Source organism: Thalassovita aquimarina (assembly GCF_018219815.1).
In the GTDB taxonomy this organism is placed as follows: Bacteria; Pseudomonadota; Alphaproteobacteria; order Rhodobacterales; family Rhodobacteraceae; genus Thalassobius; species Thalassobius aquimarinus.
On the sequence record NZ_JADMKU010000014.1, the window covers coordinates 42,476 to 64,350 of the forward strand.

A 21,875-nucleotide genomic window follows, 5' to 3' on the forward strand; every position below is an offset into this window, starting at 1 on the left:
CTGAAGCAAACGGCCGCCCGGTGTCCGGCGGACGGGGCGGCCGTTGCTGGGCAGTCCAGCGGATGATCAGAAAAAGATATCCGACAGGTCGTCCTCTTCGGCGGCGGCCGGTTCCGCCGCGGCGACGGGTTGTGCCACCGGTGCTTCTTCTTCCATTTCGCCCTCCAGTTCGGCGAACATGATTTCGTGAATGTCGCGCTCGGCCTGCATCGTGTAGGCGTTGTACAGCTCTTCCAGATGCCGCGCGAAGATTTCCGAGGTGACCGCGTCGGCCAGCGGCAGCGGCTCCACCGACACCGGGTCGTCCTCGGCCAGCTGTTCGAGCTCGCGGAAGAACGAAAAGAAGGTGTCGGCGCTGGACGAAATCGCATTCGCGATCTGCGGCGCGTCGTTGTTCAGGCTGGGCAGCAGCTTGCCCAGCACGGCGCGCGCTTCGGTCAGGGTCGGGTCTTCTTCATCCATCCCTTCGATTTCGTCATCGACCGCGCCGGCTTCACGCGATGACCATTCATGCATACGCTGCTTGGTCTGCTCCATGATGTCGGCGAACTGGCTGAAGGTCACCGGCGCTTCGGAAATCACTTCGTTGATCTGCTGCGAGATCATGATCATGTCCATCGCTTCGCGGAAACCGCGGGCGCAGGTGATGATGGTGTTGAGCGCCGCAAGCTTCATCTGGAAGGCGCAGTCGGACAGGATCTTGCTGCGATCCGCCAGCGTTTCATCGGCATCCTGCAGCCGCAGTTGCGCCTTTTCCTGCGCCTTCGCGCTGGCGGCAAAGTCGAACTTGCGCTCTCCCGGGCCGCGGGCGCCGCCATAGCCGCCACCAAGCGTTTCCATGTCGAGCGTCCGTTCGCATTCCGCGAAGGAAGACGCGATTTCCCGGCACCGGGCCAGGAATTCCTGCTGCCGCCCGGCCAGGCTGGCGAACTGGGTACTGGCCTTGCGGGTGTCGGTCACCGCTTCGTTCACCGTCTGCTGCATCTGCGCCCGGGCTAGCAGCATCAGGCTGTGCGCCTCGGCCGATTGCGACGGGTAAAGCGAAGCCCGGCCGGTGATCAGCCGGACATGTTCGGCACGCTGCCGGCTGCGATCGCCGACCTGCAGCGCGGAAATCACCGCCGACACGTCACGTTCGGCCACGGTGACATATTCCGACAACCAGACAGATGCGGAATGCGCCGCCGTCATTCCCTTTTCCAACGAGGTCAGCGCGGTTTCCAGCGCTCGCGCTTTCGGTTTCAGGGTCGAAAACAGCGCCGCGGCGCGCTGTTCGACATTCTGCCCCATGTCGCCGGTCGCATCGACGATGCTGTCGATCACCTCGAACATTTCCTGCACCAGAACCGATGCATCGTTGGAAATGTCCGACAGGCTTTCGGCCAGCCGCACCAGCTGATCGCCAAGCGGACGGTGCCGGTGGCCCTGTGCGATGATCCGCGCGTTCAGCGACACGATGTTCGACGACTGGATGATCTTCGACAGTTCCTTCAGCGTCGAGGACATCTGCCGGCCGTTGTCGCGCAGGTCCTGCACGAAGGCCTTGGCATCGCCGCTATTGGCGTCGATCTGCTCCATCAACTCGGCGACCGAGCGCAGCCGCGCGTTGACCCGGGTCAGGTTCGACGGATCGAGCAACTGGCCAAGATCGGCCACGCCCTCGCGCAGCTTCTTTGTTTCGTCAAAGGCAAAGAACAGCTTGTCCAATATGTCGCTCAGAACGGTTTCGATGCGCTGGAACGGCCCGTCGTTCAGACCGCGCGTATTCACCGCCACCATACGAAATTCTTTCATGTCATTACCCTTTCAGAGCGGCCTTGGCATGGCGTTCAGCATCAAAGTTCATGATCTGTGCAGCGATCTTGGACAGGTGGACCGCGCTTTCGGCACCGCCGCGTTCGACGGCTTCGCGCGGCATACCGTAGACAACACAGCTTTCTTCGTTCTGGGCCAGCGTCCGCGCCCCGGCCTGGCGCATTTCCAGCATGCACTGGGCCCCGTCATCGCCCATGCCGGTCAGGATCACGCCCATCGCGTTTCCGCCCGCTTCGATCGACAGCGACCGGAACAGAACATCGACGGAGGGCTTGTGGCGGCTCACCGGCGGCCCCTCGATCACCCGGCAGGTATAGGCGCGGCCACGCCGTTCAAGCGTGATGTGATGGCTGCCCGGCGCCACCAGTGCCAGCCCGCGTTCCATCTTGTCGCCGTCGCGGGCTTCGCGCACCTCGATGTCACAAAGCCGGTTCAGACGGTTGGCGAAGGCTTCGGTGAACTTTTCCGGCATGTGCTGGACGATCGCGATCGGCGGGCAATCCTTCGGCAGTTCCTTCAGCACCTTGGCCAACGCCTCGGTGCCGCCGGTCGACGCGCCGATGCCGATGATTGGCGGCGTCTTCATCACCGCCGGCGCATTCGGGTTGCGCGCCGGCATGATCACGTCGGGGGATTGCTTCTTCTGCGGGTTGAAGTCGCGAACAACCTTCTTGCGCGCCTTCGCCTTGGGGCTGATCCGCGCCTGCGACGCCGCCCGCACCGCGTGGCACACCCGTTGGGTACCTTCATCGTTCTTCGACAAGGCGCCGACATCGGCCTTCGACAGAACCTCGACCGCGCCCATTTCCAGCGCCTTCATCGAAGCGGCCGATCCCTGCTGGGTGTGGTTGGAACAAATCACCACCGGGATCGGGTGCTGCGACATGATCCGGCGCAGGAAGGTCAGCCCGTCCATGCGCGGCATTTCCACGTCCAGCAGAATGACATCGGGCAGCGCCTTGCGCATCTTTTCGGCCGCGTCGTACGGATCCTTGGCCATGTCGATCACCCGCAGGTCGGGCGCGGTTTCGACCATGTGCTTCAGCATGGTGCGCGCGGTCAGCGAATCCTCGACGATCATCACCCGCACCTGGTCCTGGGTCTGAAAATGGGCAGTCATCAAACGGCCTCCTTACGGAACACGGCAGCGGCGTGCTGGGTCAATCTGGGATCTGTCGCGGCAGCGGATTCGGAATGGCCGACAATCAGGTATCCGCCCGGCCGCAAATGGTCGGTGATCGCCTTGATCACCTGCCTCTGCATCGCGTCGTTGAAGTAGATCAGGACGTTGCGCAGGAAGATCACGTCCATGTTCTTGTCCACGGGATAGGGCATGGCGGTCAGGTTCATCTGGGCGAATTTCACCTTTTCGCGCAGCGGCTTGATCACCCGGGCCAGGGCGCGCCCATCACTGGAATGGCCCAGCTCGAGGTAGTCGTCCTGCATCGGCTTGGGAATATCAACGATTTCATCGCGGCTATACACGCCCTGCCGGGCCTTGCTGACCACGGTCGATGAAATGTCCGTGCCAAGGATCGTGAACTGGAACCCCGGTTGCCGCTTGGCATATTCCGCGAACACAATGGCGGTGGTGTAGGCTTCTTCGCCGGTCGAGCTTGCCGCGCTCCAGAACCGCAGCGCACGGCGCGTCTGGTGCTTCGGCAGGATGTGTTTCGTCATGAAGTCGAAATGAGCGTTCTCGCGGAAGAAATCGGTCTTGTTCGTGGTCAGAACATCGATGATATGCGGCAATTCGGTCGCCAGCTGACCGCCTTCGAACACCAGTTCCAGATAGGTCCTGACATCGGGAACCCCAACAGCCCGAATCCTTTTTCGCAACCGTCCCTCGATCATCGCGGACTTGTTTTCGGGCAGTTGGATGCCCGTTTTCTGGGTCACGATCGCGCAGAGTTTTTTACGCAATTCACGATCAACGGCTACGATGGCTGACGTCATGGCTCCCCCCGGAGGTTCAGGTTGCTTCGGCGTCTTCCACGGACTGGTGGAACTCCGAAATCACTTTCGAACTCAGCATCCGGTCGAGATCCAGAACGGTGACGAACTTGCCCTCGCGGCGGCCGACACCGGCGACCATGCGGGTATCCCAGTTCAGCAGGCCGTTCTGGGCGAAGGTTTCAAGCTTGTCGTCATCCAGCCGGGTGACTTCGAACACCTGATCGGCACGCAACCCGACCGGAGTCTCGGTTTCGCCGGTCTTGACCCACAACACGACGATCCGGGTGTCGGTGGTGTCTTCCTTGTAGGGCTGCGCAAGCAGCAGCCGCATGTCGACAACCAGGATGCTTTCGCCGCGCAGGTCGATATATCCCAGCAAGAATTCGGGCGCGCGCGGCAGCTTGGTGACGGGTTTCGGATCGAGGATTTCCATCACTCTCGATACCGGCAGAGCGACGCATTCATCGCCCAACCTGCAGGTCAGGAAGGTTTTCTGAAGCTCGTCTGTCTTAGGCTGCTGATCAAACATGTTCGGCGTCCTGTCTTGCGTTTGCTTGGGCGGTGACGGCGTTCGCATCTGGCGAGAACCGGACCGGTTTGTTGGGGCGGGGAAACTGATCCGTCATGATCCTGGCTCCCTCAGGCTGCGTGGTCGGCCGCTTGGTCGGCGCCCAGGTGCTGTTCGGCGACCCGTTCCAGATCGATCAGGTTGACGAAACGATCCTGCCAGCGGCCGATGCCCTTGATGGTCTGGGCCGGCCAGCGGGTGCCGACCGTCGGCACCGCCTGTACGGTTTCGGGATCCATCGACAACACCGCATGCACCTTTTCGGCGATCACGCCGATCGTCATCGGACCCGCGTCGAGGTTCAGTTCCAGAACCAGGATCCGGGTGTCGATGTCGAAGTCCTTCTGCGGCATGTTGAACAGCGGACGCAGGTCGGTCACCGGAATGACCACGCCGCGCACATTGATCAGCCCCGCCGAATAGACGCCGGCCATCGGGACCCGGGTGATTTTCGGCGGTTCGATGACTTCGCGCAGGATCCGGGTGGGAACCGCCAACAGCTCGCCGCCCATTTCGAAGGCGACCAGGTCCTTCAGATCTTCTTCGGTCGATACCAATGCCAAGGTCATGCTGCTTGTTCCTTGTTCTGATTGTCCAGCCCCTGCGAGCGGACCAGCTGCGCCACGTCGACGATCAGGGCGACATCGCCATCGCCAAGGATGGTGGCGCCGGAAAAGACGTTCAGGCGGCTGTGCATCGGCGACAGTTGCTTGATCACCGTCTGGTAGGACCCGATGATCCGGTCGACCGCGAGGCCCACCTGGGTGCCGCCGGTTTCGACCAGAACCACCTTGGGGTGTTCGTTGGTCGGGCCGTCGCATTCGAAAATCTCGCGCAGGCGCAGGATCGAAATCAGTTCCTCGCGCAGCTCGATGACGGTGGTCGGCTCAGAGCCCTTCTTCAGTTCCTCGGGCTGTTCGACGATCCCGCCAACAGCGGCCAGCGGCACGGTGAAGCGTTCATCGCCCACCTGCAGCAGCAGGCCCTCGATGATCGCCAGCGTCAGCGGCAGGCGCAGGGTGAAGGTGCTGCCGGCTCCCAGTTCGGATTCGATTTCCACCGACCCGCGCAATCCTTCGACGGTGGACTTGACCACATCGGTGCCAACGCCGCGCCCCGACAGATCGGTGATTTGTTCGGCGGTCGAAAATCCCGGCTCCATCAGCAGCGCGAAAATCTCGCTGCGGCTGAGCACGGCATCTTCGCCGATCAGCCCGCGATCGATGGCGCGGCCGCGGATGAAGTCGGGATCCAGCCCCTTGCCGTCATCCTTGACGCTGATCAGAACGTCGGCGCCGGAATAGCGCGCGCTCAGCGTGACGGTGCCGCGTGCCGGCTTGCCCGCTGCGATCCGGGTGTCGCTGTCTTCCAGCCCGTGATCCACCGCGTTGCGCAGGATATGGACCAGAGGATCGGACAGTTTTTCGATCACCGTCTTGTCCAGCTCGGTTTCCTCGCCTTCGATGACGAAGTCGAAGTCCTTGCCGGTCTTGCCCGCAAGGTCATGCGCCAGGCGCTGGAACCGTCCGGTGATGCTGGACACCGGGGTCAAGCGGATCGCCATGGTGGTGTCGCGCAGGCCAAGCGCCAGGCGCTGGATGTTTTCCACCACTTCCATCAGGTCGGAATTGCCCAGCTTGGAGGCGAGGTCGGTCAGCCGCGCCTCGGCGATCACCAATTCGCCGACGCGGTCCATGATGTCATCCAGCCGTTCGGCGGAAACGCGCATCTGCACCTTGGCGGTGCCGCCCTTGCGATCCGAAGCCGCGGCTTTCTTCTCGGCTTCCTGTTGCTGGGCTCCCGGTTGCAGTTCCTCTTCGCGGAGGTCCTGCTGCACCGCGGGCTTTTCCTTCCGCACCGGCTTCAGCGACAGTTCCATCTGGTCCTCGTGGAACATGAAGACATCCATGATGTCCGATTCCGAGGCGCCACCGGGCAGTATCACTTCCCAGCCGGTATGCATTTCCGCCGGGTTCAGATCCGCCAGCGCCGGCAGGCCGTCAGTCAGCGCACGCACCTTGGTGTCCGCGCCGCCGATCTCGATCAGTTCGTCCAGCATCGCGATCGGGTTGCCGCCGATTTCCATGAAATCCGGCGGCAGCTTGAAGGTCAGAATCCAGGCCTCCACTTCGCCGTCTTCGGCAACGTCTGGCTCAGGGGCGTCGATTGATGCCGCCGCGGGCGCATCGCCTGCGGTCACCGCCGCCAGCGCGGATTTCAGTTCAGCGTCGCGCTCGACCGGGGGCTCTTCCCCCTCCAGCAACGCGACGATCAGGTCATAGGCTTTCAGCGAAACCGCAATCAGATCCGGTGTCACCGTGGCATTGCCCGACCGGACGGCTTCGAAGGCCGCCTCGAAATCGTGGATGAACTCGGCCAGGCGGGCGTAACCGAACATCGCGCCGGTTCCCTTCAGCGTGTGCAGGTCACGGAAGACCTGGGTCACCAGTTCGGCATCGTCGGGCGTTTTGTTCAGGGCCAACAGGGCATCCTGCAGGCTCTCGATCAGGGCCTCGGTTTCCTGACGGAAAATCTCTTGGGTTTCTGCATCAATCATTAGCCCACCACCTTGTTCACCACGGCCAACAGCTTGGCCTGTTCAAACGGTTTCATGATCCAGCCCAGGGCACCGGCGGAACGCGCCTGATCCTTTAGGTTGCCTTCGCTTTCGGTGGACAGGAAAATGATCGGCACACCGCTGCTGCTGGGATCGTTGCGATAGGCCTGGATGAATTCGATCCCGGTCATGTTGGGCATGTTCTGGTCGGTGATGACCATGTCGAAACGCTTGGATTTCGCCGTTTCCAGCCCCTGCGCGCCATCTTCGGCCTGGGTTACCTCGAATCCTTCCTGCTGCAGCGTCATCGCCACCATGCGGCGGACGGACGGGGAATCGTCGATGATCAGGATTTCTTTGCTCATTGTTCTCAACTTTCAGCGTTTTCAGTTTATTCCGTCAGTTCGGAACCGAACCCTGTCCGGGCCAGCATCGCGCCGAACGGGGCATGTCGATCCGCGAGCGCAGACAGGTTGCCGGTGTCCACGCGGTTTTCCTTCTTGGCGGCGCACAACACCTGGCCAAGCGCGAACAGAACCGATGGCGACACGTCCTCCGCCACATCCATGGCAAGTTCGGCCGGCGCGCCTTCCGGCGCTTCGGCAAGCGCATCGCGCAGCGGCACCAAGGCTTCGAAGGTGCTGGACCCGTCAAGGGTGATTTGCAGGGCAGTTTCGGGCATCAGATGTTCCTCGTTCAGTCCTTCACATGCATTCAACGTCGTTCGGCCAGCCCGGCAGCGCAGCCGCCGCCGGGGGCTTGATCACGACGCCAGTTTGAAATCGGCCTCTTCACTGGCGCCGTCTTCATCACCGAGATTGAGCTCGGCACCGGTTTCCTTCTCGGCCCCGTCTTCCGCCACGGCCTCCGGCGCGGCGGAACCTTCATCGATCCGGAAGAAGGAAATCACCTCGGCCAGCTGTTCGGCCTGGCTCGACAGTTCGGTCGCCGCGCTCGACAATTCCTCGGCGGCCGAATTGTTCGACTGCGTGACTCTGTCGAGGCGCTGCACCGATTCATTGATCTGGGTCGATCCGATGGCCAGTTCCCGCGTCGCCGAAGAAATGTCGCTGACCAACGACGATGTCTTTTCGATATTCGGCACAAGGCCCTGCAGCATCTCGCCGGCCTTGGTCGCGGTGGACACGGTGTTCGACGACAGCGCTGAAATCTCGGCCGCCGCCTGCTGGCTGTTTTCGGCCAGCTTGCGGACTTCGGCGGCCACCACCGCGAAGCCGCGGCCATGTTCGCCGGCACGTGCCGCCTCGACCGCCGCGTTCAGCGCCAGCAGGTCGGTCTGACGGGCGATTTCCTGCAGGATCATGATCCGTTCGCCGATCGTCTTCATCGCTTCGACCGCCTCGGACACCGTCGATCCCGACACCTGTGCATCCTGAGCGGCCTTCGAGGCGATTTCCTCGGTCGCGGCGGCATTGTCCGAACTGGCCGAGATATTGGCCGACATCTGCTCGACCGCAGTCGACACTTCCTCGGTCGATCCCGCCTGCACCGAGGCGCCTTCTGACAGGCTTTCCGAGGTGCCGGCCATCTGGGTTGCGCCCGCCGCCAGGTTGCGCACCGCCGAAGCCACGTTGCCGACCGTTTCGCGCAGATGAACGACCATATCGTTCTGGGCCTTCAACAGGTCGGTGATTTCGTTGTTTCCGGAAATTACTGCAGTATTGCGCAGGTCGCCTTCTGCCACGTTGCGGGCCAGCGCGATGGAGCGTTTGAAACCCCGCGAAATCTGGCGCATGACCAACAATGCCGAAAGGCCGCTGAGTACGAAGACCACCGCGACGATCATGGTCAGGTTCCGGATGGTTTCTTCCAGCGCGGTTTCCGCCTCCACAACCGCCGCCTGCATCGCTTCGTTCAGTTGCTGGGTCAAATCCGCGGTCACTTCAAGCGCCGTGGTCGTGTATTCACCCGACTGGTTCTGGAACAGCGTATTGGCCGCGATGCCCTTCGCCTTGCTGTCGCTCATGGAATAAGACACCACCTGTTCGTTTGTTTCGAATGCCAGGTCATGCATGGTCTGCAGTTTCGACAGAGAATCTGTCTTTTCCTCGTCGACCTTTTCCTGCAACGAAGAAATCAGTGCGCGGAACTTTTCGTTTTCCTCCTTGATCAGCTTCAGCAGGTTGGGAATGCGCTCATCCGAGTCGACCCGCAGGGGAATGAGAACCTCGGCGACCTGGTTCCGCATCCGCTGTTCGATCGCGGCGATTTCCTCGATCTGGCTAACCTTGACCATTTCGCCGTTAACAACATGATCGAAGCTCTCATTGGCAAGCTGGAGTTGGCGCACGGCAAAAAACATGCTGCCGGCGAAGGACACGAAAACGAACAAGAAGGTGAATGCCAATCTGGCATTGAGCGTAAAGCGCATCATTGATCCTTACGAATAGCTGGGGTCTGGGCGCGGGGGCGAAAATTCGGCTGTCGGGTGAAATGTAAAAGAGGCCAGCCACCGCACAGTGCGGTGGGTTTGTCGGCGCGGATCGAACGCAGGTATCGCGTTGCAACAATGGACCCGTACATCCAGAAACCCCTTACTCTATTTTTACAATCACGCAGGCGCACGAGGCGCAGTGACTCTAAAAACGGCATATTTCCTGGGATTTTATAGAAAGCTTCGAATGTGACTGCGGGGTGCCAAGCAGGCAGGGCGCCACGGGAAAAAGTTGATACCCATACCGCCTTATTGATGTGCCATCATACCAATGAGAAACTTGGAATCAGGGGGAACGGCACAGGACTAAAGTCCTAACCGTGCCGGCAGCCGCGACGACATGCGCCGGGCCGGAAAAAAATTCGGATATTGGCAAGAAATATTCCCCGTCCACGGCAAATCCCGGGATCAGAAGCTGTTTTCATCTGGGGGGAAGTGGTGGCGGTGCAGGGACTTGAACCCCGGACACAAGGATTATGATTCCTCTGCTCTAACCAACTGAGCTACACCGCCGAAGTGGGATGCGAATTACGAAAGGCGGGCGGTGGCGTCAAGGGCGAAAATGCGTCTTCGGGACACTTTTTCACCGCGCACCGCGATCCCGCCCCAAACCCGTCAGACCGAAACCGCCTCGACCAGCTCCTCGCGGGTCAGTTCGGACTTGGCGCCGCTTTTCAACACCGATCCGCGCCGCATCACCACGAAATCGTCGGCCAGCCCATAGGCGAAATCGAAATACTGTTCGACCAGCACGATCGCCATGGTTCCCTGTGCGCGCAGATATTCGATCACCCTTCCGATCTGCTGGATGATATTGGGCTGGATGCCCTCGGTCGGTTCGTCCAGCAGCAGCAGCTTCGGCTTGGTGATCAGCGCCCGCGCAATCGCCAGCTGCTGCTGCTGCCCGCCCGACAGGTCGCCGCCACGACGGTGCAGGAAATCCTTCAGGATCGGGAACAGCTCATAGATTTCATCGGGGATGAAATGTTCCGACCGGGGCAGGCAGGCATAGGCGGTTTCCATGTTTTCCTGCACCGTCAGCAGCGGGAAAATCATCCTCCCCTGCGGCACATATCCGATGCCTTTCCTGCCCAAAGCATGCGCCGGCAGCTTTCCGATGTCTTCGCCATCCAGCTCCATCATGCCCCCGGATCGAGGATGGTTGCCCGAGATCGCCTTCAGAAGCGATGTCTTGCCCACCCCATTGGTGCCCATCACGCAGGTCACCTTGCCGGTTTCCGCGCTCATCGAGATGCCATGCAGGATTTGCGAACTGCCGTAATGCAGGGTCAGGTTGTCGATCTTCAGCATCTTAACGCCCCAGATACACGTCGATGACGTCTTGGTTTTTAGTGACATGGTCGAGCGACCCTTCGGCCAGGACCGATCCTTCGTGCAGCACCGTCACCTTGCAGTTCAGTCGCCGGACGAACTCCATGTCATGTTCCACCACCACCACCGCGCGGGTCTTGGCCGCCTCGACCAGGATATCGGTGGTGTGCTCGCGTTCGGCCAGCGTCATGCCGGCGGCGGGTTCATCGACCAGCAACAGCCGCGGTTCCTGCGCCAAGAGCATGCCGATTTCCAGCCATTGCTTCTGGCCGTGGCTCAATTCGCCCGCCTTGCGGTTCAATTCATCGGTCAGGCCGATTTCGCTGGCCAATTCCTCGACCCGCGCCAGATTCCTGAACTTGGGCCGGAAGAACAGGACCGACCACGGCGCCCGGTCGTTTTTCAGCGCCATCAGCAGATTGTCATGCACCGACTGATCCTCGAATACGGTGGGGCGCTGGAACTTGCGCCCGATCCCTTCGCGGGCGATCCGCGCCTCGGACATCTTCAGCAGCGACAGCGATTTCTCACCCCACAGAACGCGGCCTTCGTCGGGGTGGGTCTTGCCTGTCACGATGTCCATGAAGGTGGTCTTGCCGGCCCCGTTCGGCCCGATGATGGCGCGCATCTCCGCCTCGCCGATCTGAAACGACAGGTTGTTGATCGCCTTGAACCCGTCGAAACTGACCGAAACGCCGGACACTTCCAGAAGCGTGCTCATTCCTGCGCCTCCCTTTCCTGCAACGATCCGGCGTCAGGCCCCAAGGGCGCGCCGTGACGCTTCGGGCTGCGGATACCCTCCAGCAAGTCGAACAGCCCGCCGATCCCCTTCGGCGCGAACAGCGTCACCAGAACGAAGCTCAGCCCCAGTACCACCTGCCACCAGTCGACCCATTTGATCGTACTGAACCCGAGCGGCAGATCGGGCACCTGCCCGCCGGTGAACCATGTCGACACCAGGCTGACCAGGGCCGCCCCGATCACCGCGCCATACAGCCGGCCGCGCCCGCCGATGGCGACCCAGACCGCAAGGTAGATGGACGCGATGGGGGCGATTTCGGCCGGATTGATGATCCCCGCCTGCGGGTAATAGAGCGCGCCCGCAATGCCCGAGATCATCGCGGTAATGACGAAGATGAACAGCTTGTAGCCCTCAACCGAATAGCCCAGGAAACGCACCCGCACCTCGTCATCGCGGATGCCGCGGATGACGCTGCCGAACTTGCCCGACACCACGAATGCGGCCAGCAGATAACCAAGCGCCAATGCCAGCGCCGAGGCCCAGAAAAACCAGATCGACACCATGCTTTGCGGGATGTCGCCCGCGCCGGGCAGGTTCTGCAGCCCGGAAAGGCCGTTGTTGCCGCGCAATCCGCTGTCGTTCTGAAACAGGTAAAGCGCCAGCGCCAAGGTCATCGCCTGCGTCAGGATCGACAGGTAGACGCCGGTCACGCGCGAGCGGAAGGCCAGCCAGCCGAAGACCAGCGCCAGCAGGCCGGGCACGGCGACGACGAGGATCAGCTGGATTGCAAGGCTGTCGGCGAAGGCCCAGATCGCGGGAAAGTCGCTGCTGCCCACAACGCCGAAAATCTGCGTGCCGATCGCATCGGTGATTTCCTGCGCGGTTGGCGGAATTTCGGCGTTGGCGAGCGAGCCCTCGACGATCTGCCGGGTGCGTTCATACATCAGCCACATGCCGATCATGTAGCCACCAAGGCCGAAGAAGGCGAAATGGCCCAAGGACAGGATGCCGGTATAGCCCCAGACCAGATCCATCGCGATTGCGATCAGGCACAGGCAGAGCGTCTTGCCCAGCGTTTTCACGAAACTGGTGGAAATCAGCCCGGCGCCGGTGGCTTCCGACATCAGCGTCACGGCGAGGGTGAACAATGCCAGCAGTCCAAGGAAGATCAGGATGGACGGGTTGCGCATCAGGAAGGTGTTTTTCATGTCAATCTCCTGCGGCACGGCCCTTGAGGGCGATGATGCCCCTTGGCCGGAACTGGATGAAGATGATGATGAAGATGATCATGTAGGTCTGGGCCGCCAGCGTGTTGGACGGGTTCAGCCATTCAATCCCCTTCTGCAACGCGCCGATCATGGTCGCGCCCAGCAGCGTGCCCCAGATATTGCCGACGCCGCCCACAACCACGGTCATGAAGCTTTGCACGATGTAATCGGACCCGAGTTCCGAAGTCACCTTGGCGTAAAGCCCGATGGCGACGCCCGCGATCCCCGCGATGCCGGATCCGAGTCCGAAGGTCAGCATGTTCACCCGGTCGGGATTGATCCCCATCGAGGCCGCCATGCCCGGATTCTGCGTCACCGCGCGGGTTTCCAGCCCCAGCCGGGTCTTTTTCATCAGGAACAGGAAGAACAGCAGGAAGATCAGCGCCAGCACGAAGATCGCGATGCGGATATAGCTGATCGAGACCACATCGTTCAACACCCACGCACCGTCGAGCCAGCCCGGCGAGGTCAGCGGCCGCGCCTGGGTGCCGAAGATATTCTTGGCGAGTTGTTGCAGCGCGATCGAGATCCCGAAGGTCGCCAGCAGGGTTTCCAGCGGCCGGGAATAGAGCCAGCGGATCACCAACCGTTCCATCGCCACTCCGGCGGCGAAAGTGACGGCAAAGGCCAGCGGGATCGCGACGATGATCGACACGGTGTAATTCGGCACCACCTGCTGCACCACGTAGCCGGTATAGGCGCCCATCATGATGAATTCGCCATGCGCCATGTTGATTACCCCCATCACCCCAAAGGTGATGGCAAGCCCGATGGCGGCGAGGAAATAGATCGAGGCGAGCGACAGCGCGTCGAGCCCCAGGTCGAGCCCCTGGTTCAGCGCCACCTTGGCTTCGATCGCCTTGAGCGCCGCGCCGGCCGCATCGGTGACGGCTTGCGACTGCTCCTCATAGATATCGGCGAAACGGTGGGTTTTCACCGCCTCAGTCGCCTGCGCATCGGTGACGGCGGCGGGCACCGCGCCCGCTTCGGCCAGGGCGGCATAGGCGCGGATGCGGACCTCATCCGTGTTCAGGTCTGCCACCGGCACGCCGCCGACCGCACCGTTTTCGATATTGGCCAGCATTGCGGCGCGCAGGTCATCGGCGGTGAGCCGCGGCGGGCCGAGCTTGGCCGCGACGATCAGGTCATAGGCTTCTGCTTCGGGCAGCGCGTCGGCGCCCGGTTTCAGCATCCGTGCGATGTTGAGGCCCACGGGCGGGTCGCCAGCGAACACGCGACGCGTTGTCGTCAGGATCGGGTTCAGCGCGGCGCGGACATCGACGCCCAGATCGCCCGCGAAGCTTTCAATCGCCGCGATCCGGGCATCGTCATCTTTATCGAAAGAAATCGTCAGCAATCGTTCCAAACGCTGCTTGCGTGCCTTCAGCGTGGCGTCGGTTTCCCCGCCGATTGAACCGCTCAGGGGGGCAAGGGTCGACGCGTCCGGAGCGCGTTCGATGGCGGTCAGCGCCTCCGCGCGCCGGGCCGGGTCGGGGTCGGAAAGCTGGAACTGCACCAAAGCGGTGGCGATCAGCGCACGGATGCCGGAATTGGGTTTGAGTTGCTTCAACGCCTTCTTGTCTGCCTCGCCGACGACGTCGCCGGTATCGAAATCGGTCAGCCGGATCGCCTTGGAGGGTAGCGTTTCGCCCTTGAAGAACAGCCCGTCCTCTTGCCGCAGCCACATGTCCTTGGCCTGCCAGACCTGTAGCACCTGCTGCGCCTGCGGCAGCCCGCTGTTTGCCAGCGCGTCGATCGCCGGCTGGATCGTCTTGCGCGACGATTTTTTCAGGATCGTGCTGTGTTCCTGCAGGATGTCCTGCACCGGACCAGCCTGCACCGGCAGCGAAAGCGCAAGCAGGATCACTGCGCCGAGAAGGATCAGAAATGGCCGCATGAAGGAAAACCCGGGAAAGTCTGGAATTGGGGTGAGCGGGCGCAAAGCGCCCGCTCCGCACATCGATCAGTAGTTCGACTTGATCTGCACGCAGCTTTCGGTCTCGGTATTGTACATACCGCAGCCCAGGTCCTTCCAATCCGATTTCAGCACCGCCGATTCCGGCAGGAAGTCGGTCCAGGCGTCGCCCGGCACTTCCTCGGTCTGGCTGATGATGTCGAACTGGCCGTCGGCCTGGATTTCGCCGATCAGCACCGGCTTGGCCAAATGGTGGTTGGGCAGCATGACCGAGGTGCCGCCGGTCAGGTTCGGGTATTCCTGGCCGATCATCGCGCTGGAAACGGCGTCAACATCGGTGGTGCCAGCCGCTTCGACCGCGTTCACCCACATATTGAAGCCGATGAAATGCGCCTCCATCGGGTCATTGGTGACGCGTTCGTCGCCCATCTTGGCCTTCCAGGCGGCGACGAATTCGTCGTTCAGGTCGGATTCTGCCGACTGGAAGTAATTCCACGCCGCCAGGTGGCCGACCAGGTTGGTGGTATCCAGACCTGACAGTTCCTCTTCACCGACGGAAAAGGCCACGACCGGGATGTCATCGGCCGAAATACCGGCCGCCGCCAGTTCCTTGTAGAAGCCGATATTGGCGTCGCCGTTAATGGTGGAAATCACGCCGACCTTCTTGCCGTCGGCACCCAAAGCCACCACGTCAGCCACGATTTTCGACCAATCCGAATGTCCGAACGGGGTGTAGTTGACGAAGATGTCTTCCTCGGCGATGCCCTTCCCCTTCAGGTAGCTTTCGAGGATGTTGTTCGTGGTGCGCGGATAGACATAGTCGGTGCCCAACAGCGCGAATTTCTCGACCCCCAGTTCGTCCAGGAAATAGTCGGTGGCCGGGATCGCCTGCTGGTTCGGCGCGGCGCCGGTGTAGAACACGTTCTTGGAGCTTTCTTCGCCCTCGTACTGCACAGGGTAGAACAGCAGCCCGTTCAGTTCCTCGACCACCGGCAGCACCGATTTACGGCTGACGGATGTCCAGCAACCGAACATCACGTCGACGTCCTGCACGGTCAGCAACTCGCGCGCCTTTTCGGCGAACAGCGGCCAGTCCGAGGCCGGGTCGACGACGACCGCTTCGAGCTGCTTGCCCAGAACGCCGCCCTTCGCGTTCTGTTCGTCGATCAGCATCAGCATCGTGTCTTTCAGCGTGGTTTCGGAAATCGCCATTGTGCCGGACAGCGAATGCAGCACACCGACCTTGATCGTGTCTTCGGCGGCATAGGCCGGCAGCGACATGGTCAGCGCCATCGCTCCCGCGAGTGTGGATTTCAGAATGGTCATGGTAATCCTCCAGGCGGGGCATTCGTCATTGGCAGGCCTTGAACGGCATCGCCGCACGTCCTACGTCGTCCCCCGCAACATCTGTTTTGTTGCATCCAGTGTGGCGGCCGTTCGATTTCCACATCCATTCGGTCGCCACACGCCCTTCGCGGCATTGTCCCCGAGGGCAGTATCAGGAGAGGTCGGAAGCGCGTCGTCGCGCAATTGCTGCAGCGCAGCTAATCCCGACACCCGTATCGACTGACCAATTACTAGGCGACAACAGGCGCAAACGCTCGCAAATTGGGCGACACCTCCGCCAAAGACCGCTCTCAGCCCGATTACTATGCGATCCGCTTCCCCGCTGCTTCGCATTGTGCAACCGAATCCCTCGACCAGGCGCAAATGCCGGAGGGGATCATCACTATCGCGGGCAAAATATCATCAGACCTGCATGTTTCGCAGCAGCCTCGCGCTAAAGGCGAGGCGCTAATCATTGCCAAGCCGCGCGGTGACCGGTCCACATTGGCCGATTTCCGCACCTCGGGCTGCATGAAGATGCTGTTTCCCCGCAGCCCCACGCCGGACCTAACCGCGATCATGCTGAACACAGCCGGCGGGATCACCGGCGGCGATCGCATCGCCCTGACTGCCAGGGCCCGGGAAGGCAGCCACCTGCGGCTGTCCACCCAGGCCGCCGAACGGATTTACCGAGCCCAGCCCGGCGAGACCGGAAAGGTCGTCACGCGGCTGAGCGTGCAAGATGGCGCGCGGATCGACTGGTTGCCGCAGGAAACCATCCTGTTCGACCGCGCCGCGCTGGACCGGCAATTGCGGGTCGACCTGACCGGATCGGCGCGCTTCCTGATGGTGGAACCGCTGATCCTGGGCCGCGCCGCGATGGGCGAAACAGTTCGCAACGCCCGGCTGACCGACCGGGTCCGGGTGGTCCGCGACGACATCCCCGTCTTCGCCGACACGATGCGCCTGTCGGGCGACCTGTTGGAGCACATGGCCCGCGCCGCCACCGGCGGCGGTGCAGGCGCGATGGCCTCGGTCCTGCTGGCGACGTCGGAATCCGAGGCCGAAACCCTGCTGGCCCCGGTCCGCGCGCTGCTGCCCGATACCGCCGGGGCTTCGGTGATCCGTCCCGGCCTTCTTTACCTGCGCCTGCTCGCGCCCGATGGGTTCGAACTGCGCAAGACCCTGATCCCCGTTCTGCAGCGGCTGAACGGGGCCAACCTTCCCCGAACCTGGATGATCTGACATGAACCTCACGCCCAGAGAAAAAGACAAACTGCTGGTCGCGATGGCGGCCGAAGTGGCGCGCAAGCGGCTGGCGCGCGGCGTCAAGCTGAACCACCCCGAAGCGATCGCGCTGATCACCGACGCGGTGGTCGAAGGCGCCCGCGACGGCCGCTCGGTGGCCGACCTGATGCAGGCGGGTGCGCAGGTGATCACCCGCGACCAATGCATGGACGGCATCGCCGAAATGATCCCCGAAGTGCAGGTCGAAGCGACCTTCCCGGACGGCACCAAGCTGGTGACCGTGCACGACCCGATCCGCTGAGGAGACTGACATGATCCCCGGAGAGCTTTTCCCCGCCGAAGGCGAACTGACCCTGAACTCGGGCCGCGAAAGCGTCACCCTGATGGTGGCCAATACCGGCGACCGCCCGGTACAGGTCGGGTCGCATTACCATTTCTTCGAAACCAATCCGGCGCTCGACTTCGACCGCGAAGCGGCGCGCGGCATGCGGCTGGACATCGCGGCGGGAACCGCGGTGCGGTTCGAACCGGGCCAGCGCCGCGAAGTGACGCTCATCCCGATCTCGGGGGCGCGCAAAGTTTACGGTTTCAATCAGAAAATCATGGGAGACCTCTGATGCCCGCTAAAATCTCCCGCTCCGACTATGCCGCCATGTATGGCCCCACCACCGGCGACCGGCTGCGCCTGGCCGATACCGACCTGATCATCGAGGTGGAAAAAGATTACACCGCCTATGGCGAAGAGGTGAAATTCGGCGGCGGCAAGGTGATCCGCGACGGCATGGGCCAATCCCAGGTCACCCGCGCCTGCGGTGCGGTGGATACCGTGATCACCAACGCGCTGATCGTCGATCACAACGGCATCTACAAGGCCGATGTCGGGTTGAAGGGCGGCCGCATCCACAAGATCGGCAAAGCCGGCAACCCCGACACCCAGCCCGGCGTCGACATCATCGTCGGTCCCGGCACCGAGGTGATAGCGGGCGAAGGCAAGATCCTGACCGCCGGCGGCTTCGACAGCCATATCCATTTCATCTGCCCGCAGCAGATCGACGACGCGCTGCATTCTGGGCTTACCACCATGCTCGGCGGCGGCACCGGTCCGGCGCATGGTACGCTGGCCACCACCTGCACCTCGGGGCCGTGGCATATCGGCCGCATGCTGCAGGCCGCCGATGCCTTCCCGATGAACCTGGCCTTTGCCGGCAAGGGCAACGCGTCGCTTCCGGCGGCACTTGAGGAACAGGTCAAGGGCGGCGCCTGCGCGCTGAAACTGCACGAAGACTGGGGCACCACCCCTGCGGCGATCGATTGCTGCCTGTCGGTAGCCGACGCGATGGACGTGCAGGTGATGATCCATACCGATACGCTGAACGAATCCGGTTTCGTGGAACACACCGTGGCGGCGATGAAGGGCCGCACCATCCACGCCTTCCACACCGAAGGCGCGGGCGGCGGCCATGCCCCCGACATCATCAAGATATGCGGCGAAGACCATGTGCTGCCCTCGTCCACCAATCCGACCCGGCCGTTCACCGTCAACACGATCGACGAACATCTCGATATGCTGATGGTCTGCCACCACCTGGACAAATCGATCCCCGAAGACGTGGCCTTCGCCGAAAGCCGCATCCGGCGTGAAACCATCGCGGCCGAGGACATCCTGCATGACATGGGCGCCTTTTCGATCATCGCGTCGGACAGCCAGGCGATGGGCCGGGTGGGCGAGGTTCTGATCCGCACCTGGCAGACCGCCGACAAGATGAAGAAACAGCGCGGGCGGCTGCCCGAGGAGGTCGGCGACAACGACAATTTCCGCGTCCGCCGCTATATCGCCAAATACACCATCAACCCGGCCATCGCGCATGGCATTGCCCACGAAATTGGATCGATCGAGGAAGGCAAGCGCGCCGATCTGGTGCTGTGGAACCCGGCCTTTTTCGGGGTGAAACCGGAAATGGTGCTGATGTCGGGCACCATCGTGATGGCACAGATGGGCGATCCCAACGCATCGATCCCGACGCCGCAACCGGTCTATTCCCGCCCGATGTTCGGCGCCTTTGGCCGGTCAGTGGAAAATTCCGCCGTCACCTTCGTGTCGGCCGCGGCCCAGGCCGAAGATATCGGCAACACGCTGGGGCTGGCGAAGCAGACCGTGGCGGTGAACAACACCCGCTGCATCGGCAAGAAGGACCTGAAGCTGAATGACGCCACCCCGCATATCGAGGTCAATCCCGAAACCTACGAAGTACGCGCCGATGGCGAATTGCTGACCTGCCAGCCGGCCGAAAAGCTGCCGATGGCACAGCGCTATTTCATGTTCTGAGGCGGAAGCGGTGACGAACTTGCACAGCCAGCGCGAAGTTTCCTGCGGCGCTCCGCCGCGATGGCGGACCCGCCCCGGTCGGGCGGCACACGATTGCCGGAACCGGCGGTCCGGGACCGGACGGCAAGTGATCCGGCGCGGCAGGCAGATTCCGTCAGCAGGTCAGCAAATCGGTGTCAACACGCCGGATCGGCCATCCGGGGCGGTCGGTCTGCGAACGGATCGGTTCGCAGCGCAGGCTTTGGGTGACCTTTTCGGTCCAGTAACATGGATTGTCCCGGATTTCCTCGGGCAACCGGTCCTTGTCGAACACCATTTCGCGGTTTTCCACCAGTTCGACACGATGACTGCGCCCGTCCGGAATGGCACCTTCGATGCTCAGGATCGAGGCTTGAATCGCGGCCTCCCTTTCCCGCAGACGCGCGATTTCTTCGCGAATTTCGGCAAGATCGTCGGCAAGGCCGGTCCTCATCATCATAAGTCTGTCCCCAGTTACCGCTCCGATATGGCTTATCCCTTTCTTAATACGGCACGAGGGTTCCGCAATTTACCGCCCCCTACCAAATACAACCACAGGATATGACGCCATGACTCTGCCAAACATCTATATGTTGAGAAAACGGGGCGATTGGGCTGACGCCTGCGACAGTGTGACCCTAACCTACGAGGAACGGTTTCTGCGCCGCAAGGTGCTCCACACGCGCAACGGGGAAAAGGTTCTGGTCGATCTGGAACAGACCACCTCGGTGGACGATGGCGACGCGTTCGAACTGGAAGACGGACGTTTCATCGCCGTCACCGCCGCCGCCGAAGCACTACTGCAGGTCACCGGTGACAACCTGCCCCGGCTGGCCTGGCATATCGGCAATCGCCACACCCCTTGCCAGATCGAAGCCGACCGGCTGCTGATTCAGCGCGATCACGTGATCCAGGCGATGCTGGCGCATCTCGGCGCGACGGTGGAAGAGGTCAGCGAACCCTTCATCCCCGAAGGCGGCGCCTATGGCCATGGCCGCACCCACAGCCATGAACACGGGGCGACGTTACACACGCATGAGCATAGTCACGGGCACGATCACGCCCACAGCCACGCGCACGGCCATGATCACTGACACCGCCCTTCTGACCCTGGCACAATGGCTGTCGCCCGCCTATCCGGTGGGCGCGTTCAGCTACAGCCATGGTCTGGAATGGGCCGTGGAGGCCGGACAGGTGCACAATGCAGATACGTTCCGCGACTGGCTGGAAGACATCCTGCGCTTTGGTACGGGGCGCAACGACGCGATCCTGCTGGCTTGCGCCTATCGCTTCGATCCCGGCGCTCTGCGCGAACTCGACGATCTGGCCCGCGCCTATGCGCCCTCAAAAGAACGGCTGCTGGAAACCGAAGCACAAGGCGCCGCTTTCTGTCGGACCACGGCGGCGATCTGGGGCAATGACATGCTCGACCTAACCTATCCGGTGGCGGTGGGATACGCGGCCAGGGCGCATAGTTTCCCGCTGCGCCAGACCAGTGCGATGTATCTGCACGCCTTCACCGGCAACCTGACCTCGGCCGCGATCCGTCTGGTGCCGCTGGGCCAGACCGAGGGCCAGACGGTTCTGACCACGCTCACGCCACTGTGCGAAACCCTCGCCGCAGAAACCGAAACCCTGACCACCGACGATCTGGGCGGATCGGTCTTCATGGCCGATATCGCCGCGATGAAACATGAAACCCAATACACGAGGCTTTTCCGCTCATGACTTCCCCTCACGGACCTCTGCGCATCGGCATCGGTGGCCCCGTCGGCGCGGGCAAAACCACGCTGACCGCCGCTTTGTGCAAGGCGCTGTCGGATAAATATTCCATCGGCGCGATCACCAATGACATCTACACTCAGGAAGACGCCGAGGCTTTGATGCGGCTGCAGGTACTGCCGCAGGACCGCATCATCGGTGTGGAAACCGGCGGTTGCCCGCATACCGCGATCCGCGAAGACGCCTCGATCAACCTCGCCGCCGTCGACGAGATGCGCAAGCGCCACCCCGAGGTGGACATCGTGCTGATCGAATCCGGCGGCGACAACCTGTCGGCCACGTTCAGCCCGGAACTGGCCGACCTGACGCTTTACGTGATCGACGTGGCCGCGGGCGAGGAAATCCCGCGCAAGGGCGGCCCGGCAATCACCAAGTCCGACATCCTGATCATCAACAAGACCGACCTGGCCCCGTATGTCGGCGCCTCGCTTGAGGTGATGGACCGCGACGCCACCCGGATGCGCGCCGGGCGGCCGTTCGTCTTCACCGCCCTGCGCAAGGGCGAGGGCGTGGATCAGGTGGTCGAGCTGATCGCGGAAATCGGCGGGCTGGTGCCCGCCTGATTTC

General features: G+C 62.2%; 23 protein-coding genes and 1 tRNA gene. 8 read left to right on the forward strand and 16 right to left on the reverse strand.

What is annotated here, in order from left to right:
* Positions 1-66: 66 nt before the first annotated feature.
* From IT775_RS14710 to IT775_RS14750, 9 genes are all read right to left on the reverse strand, one after another.
* The gene (locus tag IT775_RS14710; protein WP_212701876.1) at positions 67-1,794 is read right to left on the reverse strand and encodes a hypothetical protein; all 1,728 of its coding nucleotides are present in this window, start codon (positions 1,792-1,794) and stop codon (positions 67-69) included.
* A 4-nt stretch (positions 1,795-1,798) separates the two neighbouring features.
* Entirely contained in the window at positions 1,799-2,935 is a 1,137-nt protein-coding gene (locus IT775_RS14715; protein ID WP_212701877.1) for a protein-glutamate methylesterase/protein-glutamine glutaminase, read from the reverse strand.
* Positions 2,935-3,771 carry a CheR family methyltransferase gene (locus IT775_RS14720; RefSeq protein WP_212701878.1) on the reverse strand — a complete coding sequence of 279 codons (837 nt, stop codon included), beginning with the start codon at positions 3,769-3,771 and terminating at the stop codon, positions 2,935-2,937. Before IT775_RS14720 ends, IT775_RS14715 begins: the two co-directional genes overlap by 1 nt.
* Before the next feature lie 16 nt (positions 3,772-3,787).
* Complete coding sequence (locus tag IT775_RS14725) at positions 3,788-4,300, reverse strand: chemotaxis protein CheW (protein WP_212701879.1); 513 nt, start codon at positions 4,298-4,300, stop codon at positions 3,788-3,790.
* Positions 4,301-4,410: 110 nt separating this feature from the next.
* Positions 4,411-4,908 carry a chemotaxis protein CheW gene (locus IT775_RS14730; RefSeq protein ID WP_212701880.1) on the reverse strand — a complete coding sequence of 166 codons (498 nt, stop codon included), beginning with the start codon at positions 4,906-4,908 and terminating at the stop codon, positions 4,411-4,413.
* Positions 4,905-6,896, reverse strand: a complete 1,992-nt coding sequence (locus tag IT775_RS14735) for a chemotaxis protein CheA (RefSeq protein ID WP_212701881.1) — start codon at positions 6,894-6,896, stop codon at positions 4,905-4,907. The genes IT775_RS14730 and IT775_RS14735 overlap by 4 nt, the downstream gene beginning before the upstream one ends.
* Positions 6,896-7,261, reverse strand: a complete 366-nt coding sequence (locus IT775_RS14740; protein ID WP_212701882.1) for a response regulator — start codon at positions 7,259-7,261, stop codon at positions 6,896-6,898. The genes IT775_RS14735 and IT775_RS14740 overlap by 1 nt, the downstream gene beginning before the upstream one ends.
* A 26-nt stretch (positions 7,262-7,287) precedes the next feature.
* Positions 7,288-7,578, reverse strand: a complete 291-nt coding sequence (locus IT775_RS14745; protein WP_212701883.1) for a hypothetical protein — start codon at positions 7,576-7,578, stop codon at positions 7,288-7,290.
* An 81-nt stretch (positions 7,579-7,659) separates the two neighbouring features.
* Positions 7,660-9,153 (reverse strand): methyl-accepting chemotaxis protein, encoded by a 1,494-nt coding sequence (locus IT775_RS14750; protein WP_246525612.1) that lies wholly within the window; start codon positions 9,151-9,153, stop codon positions 7,660-7,662.
* A gap of 15 nt (positions 9,154-9,168) precedes the next feature.
* Between IT775_RS14750 and IT775_RS21475 the strand changes: the two genes are divergently transcribed.
* The gene (locus IT775_RS21475) at positions 9,169-9,294 is read left to right on the forward strand and encodes a hypothetical protein (protein WP_281414367.1); all 126 of its coding nucleotides are present in this window, start codon (positions 9,169-9,171) and stop codon (positions 9,292-9,294) included.
* A gap of 493 nt (positions 9,295-9,787) precedes the next feature.
* Here IT775_RS21475 and IT775_RS14755 read toward each other — a convergent pair.
* From IT775_RS14755 to urtA, 6 genes are all read right to left on the reverse strand, one after another.
* A tRNA-Met gene (locus IT775_RS14755) sits at positions 9,788-9,864 on the reverse strand.
* A gap of 102 nt (positions 9,865-9,966) precedes the next feature.
* Positions 9,967-10,662, reverse strand: coding sequence for an urea ABC transporter ATP-binding subunit UrtE (urtE, locus tag IT775_RS14760; protein ID WP_212701884.1), 696 nt, complete (start codon positions 10,660-10,662; stop codon positions 9,967-9,969).
* A 1-nt stretch (position 10,663) separates the two neighbouring features.
* The gene (gene urtD, locus IT775_RS14765) at positions 10,664-11,404 is read right to left on the reverse strand and encodes an urea ABC transporter ATP-binding protein UrtD (RefSeq protein ID WP_212701885.1); all 741 of its coding nucleotides are present in this window, start codon (positions 11,402-11,404) and stop codon (positions 10,664-10,666) included.
* Positions 11,401-12,633, reverse strand: coding sequence for an urea ABC transporter permease subunit UrtC (gene urtC / locus IT775_RS14770; RefSeq protein ID WP_212701886.1), 1,233 nt, complete (start codon positions 12,631-12,633; stop codon positions 11,401-11,403). Before urtC ends, urtD begins: the two co-directional genes overlap by 4 nt.
* Position 12,634: 1 nt before the next feature.
* Positions 12,635-14,590 carry an urea ABC transporter permease subunit UrtB gene (gene urtB / locus IT775_RS14775; protein WP_212701887.1) on the reverse strand — a complete coding sequence of 652 codons (1,956 nt, stop codon included), beginning with the start codon at positions 14,588-14,590 and terminating at the stop codon, positions 12,635-12,637.
* Positions 14,591-14,656: 66 nt separating this feature from the next.
* Positions 14,657-15,934 (reverse strand): urea ABC transporter substrate-binding protein, encoded by a 1,278-nt coding sequence (gene urtA / locus IT775_RS14780; RefSeq protein ID WP_212701888.1) that lies wholly within the window; start codon positions 15,932-15,934, stop codon positions 14,657-14,659.
* Between the two features lie 504 nt (positions 15,935-16,438).
* On the opposite strand from urtA, the gene IT775_RS14785 reads away from it, so the two are divergent.
* Genes IT775_RS14785 through ureC form a run of 4 tightly spaced genes read left to right on the forward strand, consistent with a single transcriptional unit; the run spans position 16,439 to position 19,508 of the window.
* A complete protein-coding gene (locus IT775_RS14785) occupies positions 16,439-17,179 on the forward strand; it encodes an urease accessory protein UreD (protein WP_246525614.1) in 741 nt (246 codons plus the stop codon).
* A gap of 1 nt (position 17,180) precedes the next feature.
* Positions 17,181-17,483: an urease subunit gamma gene (locus IT775_RS14790; protein WP_212701890.1), complete on the forward strand. Its 303-nt coding sequence runs from the start codon at positions 17,181-17,183 to the stop codon at positions 17,481-17,483.
* Positions 17,484-17,493: 10 nt separating this feature from the next.
* Positions 17,494-17,799, forward strand: a complete 306-nt coding sequence (locus IT775_RS14795) for an urease subunit beta (protein WP_212701891.1) — start codon at positions 17,494-17,496, stop codon at positions 17,797-17,799.
* Positions 17,799-19,508: an urease subunit alpha gene (gene ureC / locus IT775_RS14800; protein WP_212701892.1), complete on the forward strand. Its 1,710-nt coding sequence runs from the start codon at positions 17,799-17,801 to the stop codon at positions 19,506-19,508. Before IT775_RS14795 ends, ureC begins: the two co-directional genes overlap by 1 nt.
* A gap of 154 nt (positions 19,509-19,662) precedes the next feature.
* Here ureC and IT775_RS14805 read toward each other — a convergent pair whose 3' ends face one another.
* Positions 19,663-19,986: a hypothetical protein gene (locus tag IT775_RS14805; RefSeq protein WP_212701893.1), complete on the reverse strand. Its 324-nt coding sequence runs from the start codon at positions 19,984-19,986 to the stop codon at positions 19,663-19,665.
* A 109-nt stretch (positions 19,987-20,095) separates the two neighbouring features.
* Between IT775_RS14805 and ureE the strand changes: the two genes are divergently transcribed.
* From ureE to ureG, 3 genes are read left to right on the forward strand one after another with little or no spacing between them, the layout of a single operon-like run.
* A complete protein-coding gene (gene ureE / locus IT775_RS14810) occupies positions 20,096-20,620 on the forward strand; it encodes an urease accessory protein UreE (RefSeq protein ID WP_212701894.1) in 525 nt (174 codons plus the stop codon).
* Positions 20,610-21,254, forward strand: a complete 645-nt coding sequence (locus tag IT775_RS14815) for an urease accessory protein UreF (protein ID WP_212701895.1) — start codon at positions 20,610-20,612, stop codon at positions 21,252-21,254. The genes ureE and IT775_RS14815 overlap by 11 nt, the downstream gene beginning before the upstream one ends.
* A complete protein-coding gene (gene ureG / locus IT775_RS14820) occupies positions 21,251-21,871 on the forward strand; it encodes an urease accessory protein UreG (protein ID WP_212701896.1) in 621 nt (206 codons plus the stop codon). The genes IT775_RS14815 and ureG overlap by 4 nt, the downstream gene beginning before the upstream one ends.
* The last annotated feature ends 4 nt before the right edge of the window (positions 21,872-21,875 follow it).

Excerpts from the sequence above, each read along its gene's own strand:
- IT775_RS14745 (WP_212701883.1), bottom strand. The coding sequence starts at position 7,578 with ATGCCCGAAACTGCCCTGCAAATCACCCTTGACGGGTCCAGCACCTTC.
- IT775_RS14805 (WP_212701893.1), bottom strand. The coding sequence starts at position 19,986 with ATGATGATGAGGACCGGCCTTGCCGACGATCTTGCCGAAATTCGCGAA.
- IT775_RS14750 (WP_246525612.1), bottom strand. The coding sequence starts at position 9,153 with ATGGTCAAGGTTAGCCAGATCGAGGAAATCGCCGCGATCGAACAGCGG.
- IT775_RS14815 (WP_212701895.1), top strand. The coding sequence starts at position 20,610 with ATGATCACTGACACCGCCCTTCTGACCCTGGCACAATGGCTGTCGCCC.
- IT775_RS14795 (WP_212701891.1), top strand. The coding sequence starts at position 17,494 with ATGATCCCCGGAGAGCTTTTCCCCGCCGAAGGCGAACTGACCCTGAAC.
- urtB (WP_212701887.1), bottom strand. The coding sequence starts at position 14,590 with ATGCGGCCATTTCTGATCCTTCTCGGCGCAGTGATCCTGCTTGCGCTT.
- IT775_RS21475 (WP_281414367.1), top strand. The coding sequence starts at position 9,169 with ATGATCGAAGCTCTCATTGGCAAGCTGGAGTTGGCGCACGGCAAAAAA.
- ureG (WP_212701896.1), top strand. The coding sequence starts at position 21,251 with ATGACTTCCCCTCACGGACCTCTGCGCATCGGCATCGGTGGCCCCGTC.
- IT775_RS14715 (WP_212701877.1), bottom strand. The coding sequence starts at position 2,935 with ATGACTGCCCATTTTCAGACCCAGGACCAGGTGCGGGTGATGATCGTC.
- ureE (WP_212701894.1), top strand. The coding sequence starts at position 20,096 with ATGACTCTGCCAAACATCTATATGTTGAGAAAACGGGGCGATTGGGCT.
- ureC (WP_212701892.1), top strand. The coding sequence starts at position 17,799 with ATGCCCGCTAAAATCTCCCGCTCCGACTATGCCGCCATGTATGGCCCC.
- IT775_RS14740 (WP_212701882.1), bottom strand. The coding sequence starts at position 7,261 with ATGAGCAAAGAAATCCTGATCATCGACGATTCCCCGTCCGTCCGCCGC.
- urtC (WP_212701886.1), bottom strand. The coding sequence starts at position 12,633 with ATGAAAAACACCTTCCTGATGCGCAACCCGTCCATCCTGATCTTCCTT.
- urtD (WP_212701885.1), bottom strand. The coding sequence starts at position 11,404 with ATGAGCACGCTTCTGGAAGTGTCCGGCGTTTCGGTCAGTTTCGACGGG.
- IT775_RS14790 (WP_212701890.1), top strand. The coding sequence starts at position 17,181 with ATGAACCTCACGCCCAGAGAAAAAGACAAACTGCTGGTCGCGATGGCG.
- urtE (WP_212701884.1), bottom strand. The coding sequence starts at position 10,662 with ATGCTGAAGATCGACAACCTGACCCTGCATTACGGCAGTTCGCAAATC.
- IT775_RS14725 (WP_212701879.1), bottom strand. The coding sequence starts at position 4,300 with ATGTTTGATCAGCAGCCTAAGACAGACGAGCTTCAGAAAACCTTCCTG.
- urtA (WP_212701888.1), bottom strand. The coding sequence starts at position 15,934 with ATGACCATTCTGAAATCCACACTCGCGGGAGCGATGGCGCTGACCATG.
- IT775_RS14720 (WP_212701878.1), bottom strand. The coding sequence starts at position 3,771 with ATGACGTCAGCCATCGTAGCCGTTGATCGTGAATTGCGTAAAAAACTC.
- IT775_RS14730 (WP_212701880.1), bottom strand. The coding sequence starts at position 4,908 with ATGACCTTGGCATTGGTATCGACCGAAGAAGATCTGAAGGACCTGGTC.
- IT775_RS14735 (WP_212701881.1), bottom strand. The coding sequence starts at position 6,896 with ATGATTGATGCAGAAACCCAAGAGATTTTCCGTCAGGAAACCGAGGCC.
- IT775_RS14710 (WP_212701876.1), bottom strand. The coding sequence starts at position 1,794 with ATGAAAGAATTTCGTATGGTGGCGGTGAATACGCGCGGTCTGAACGAC.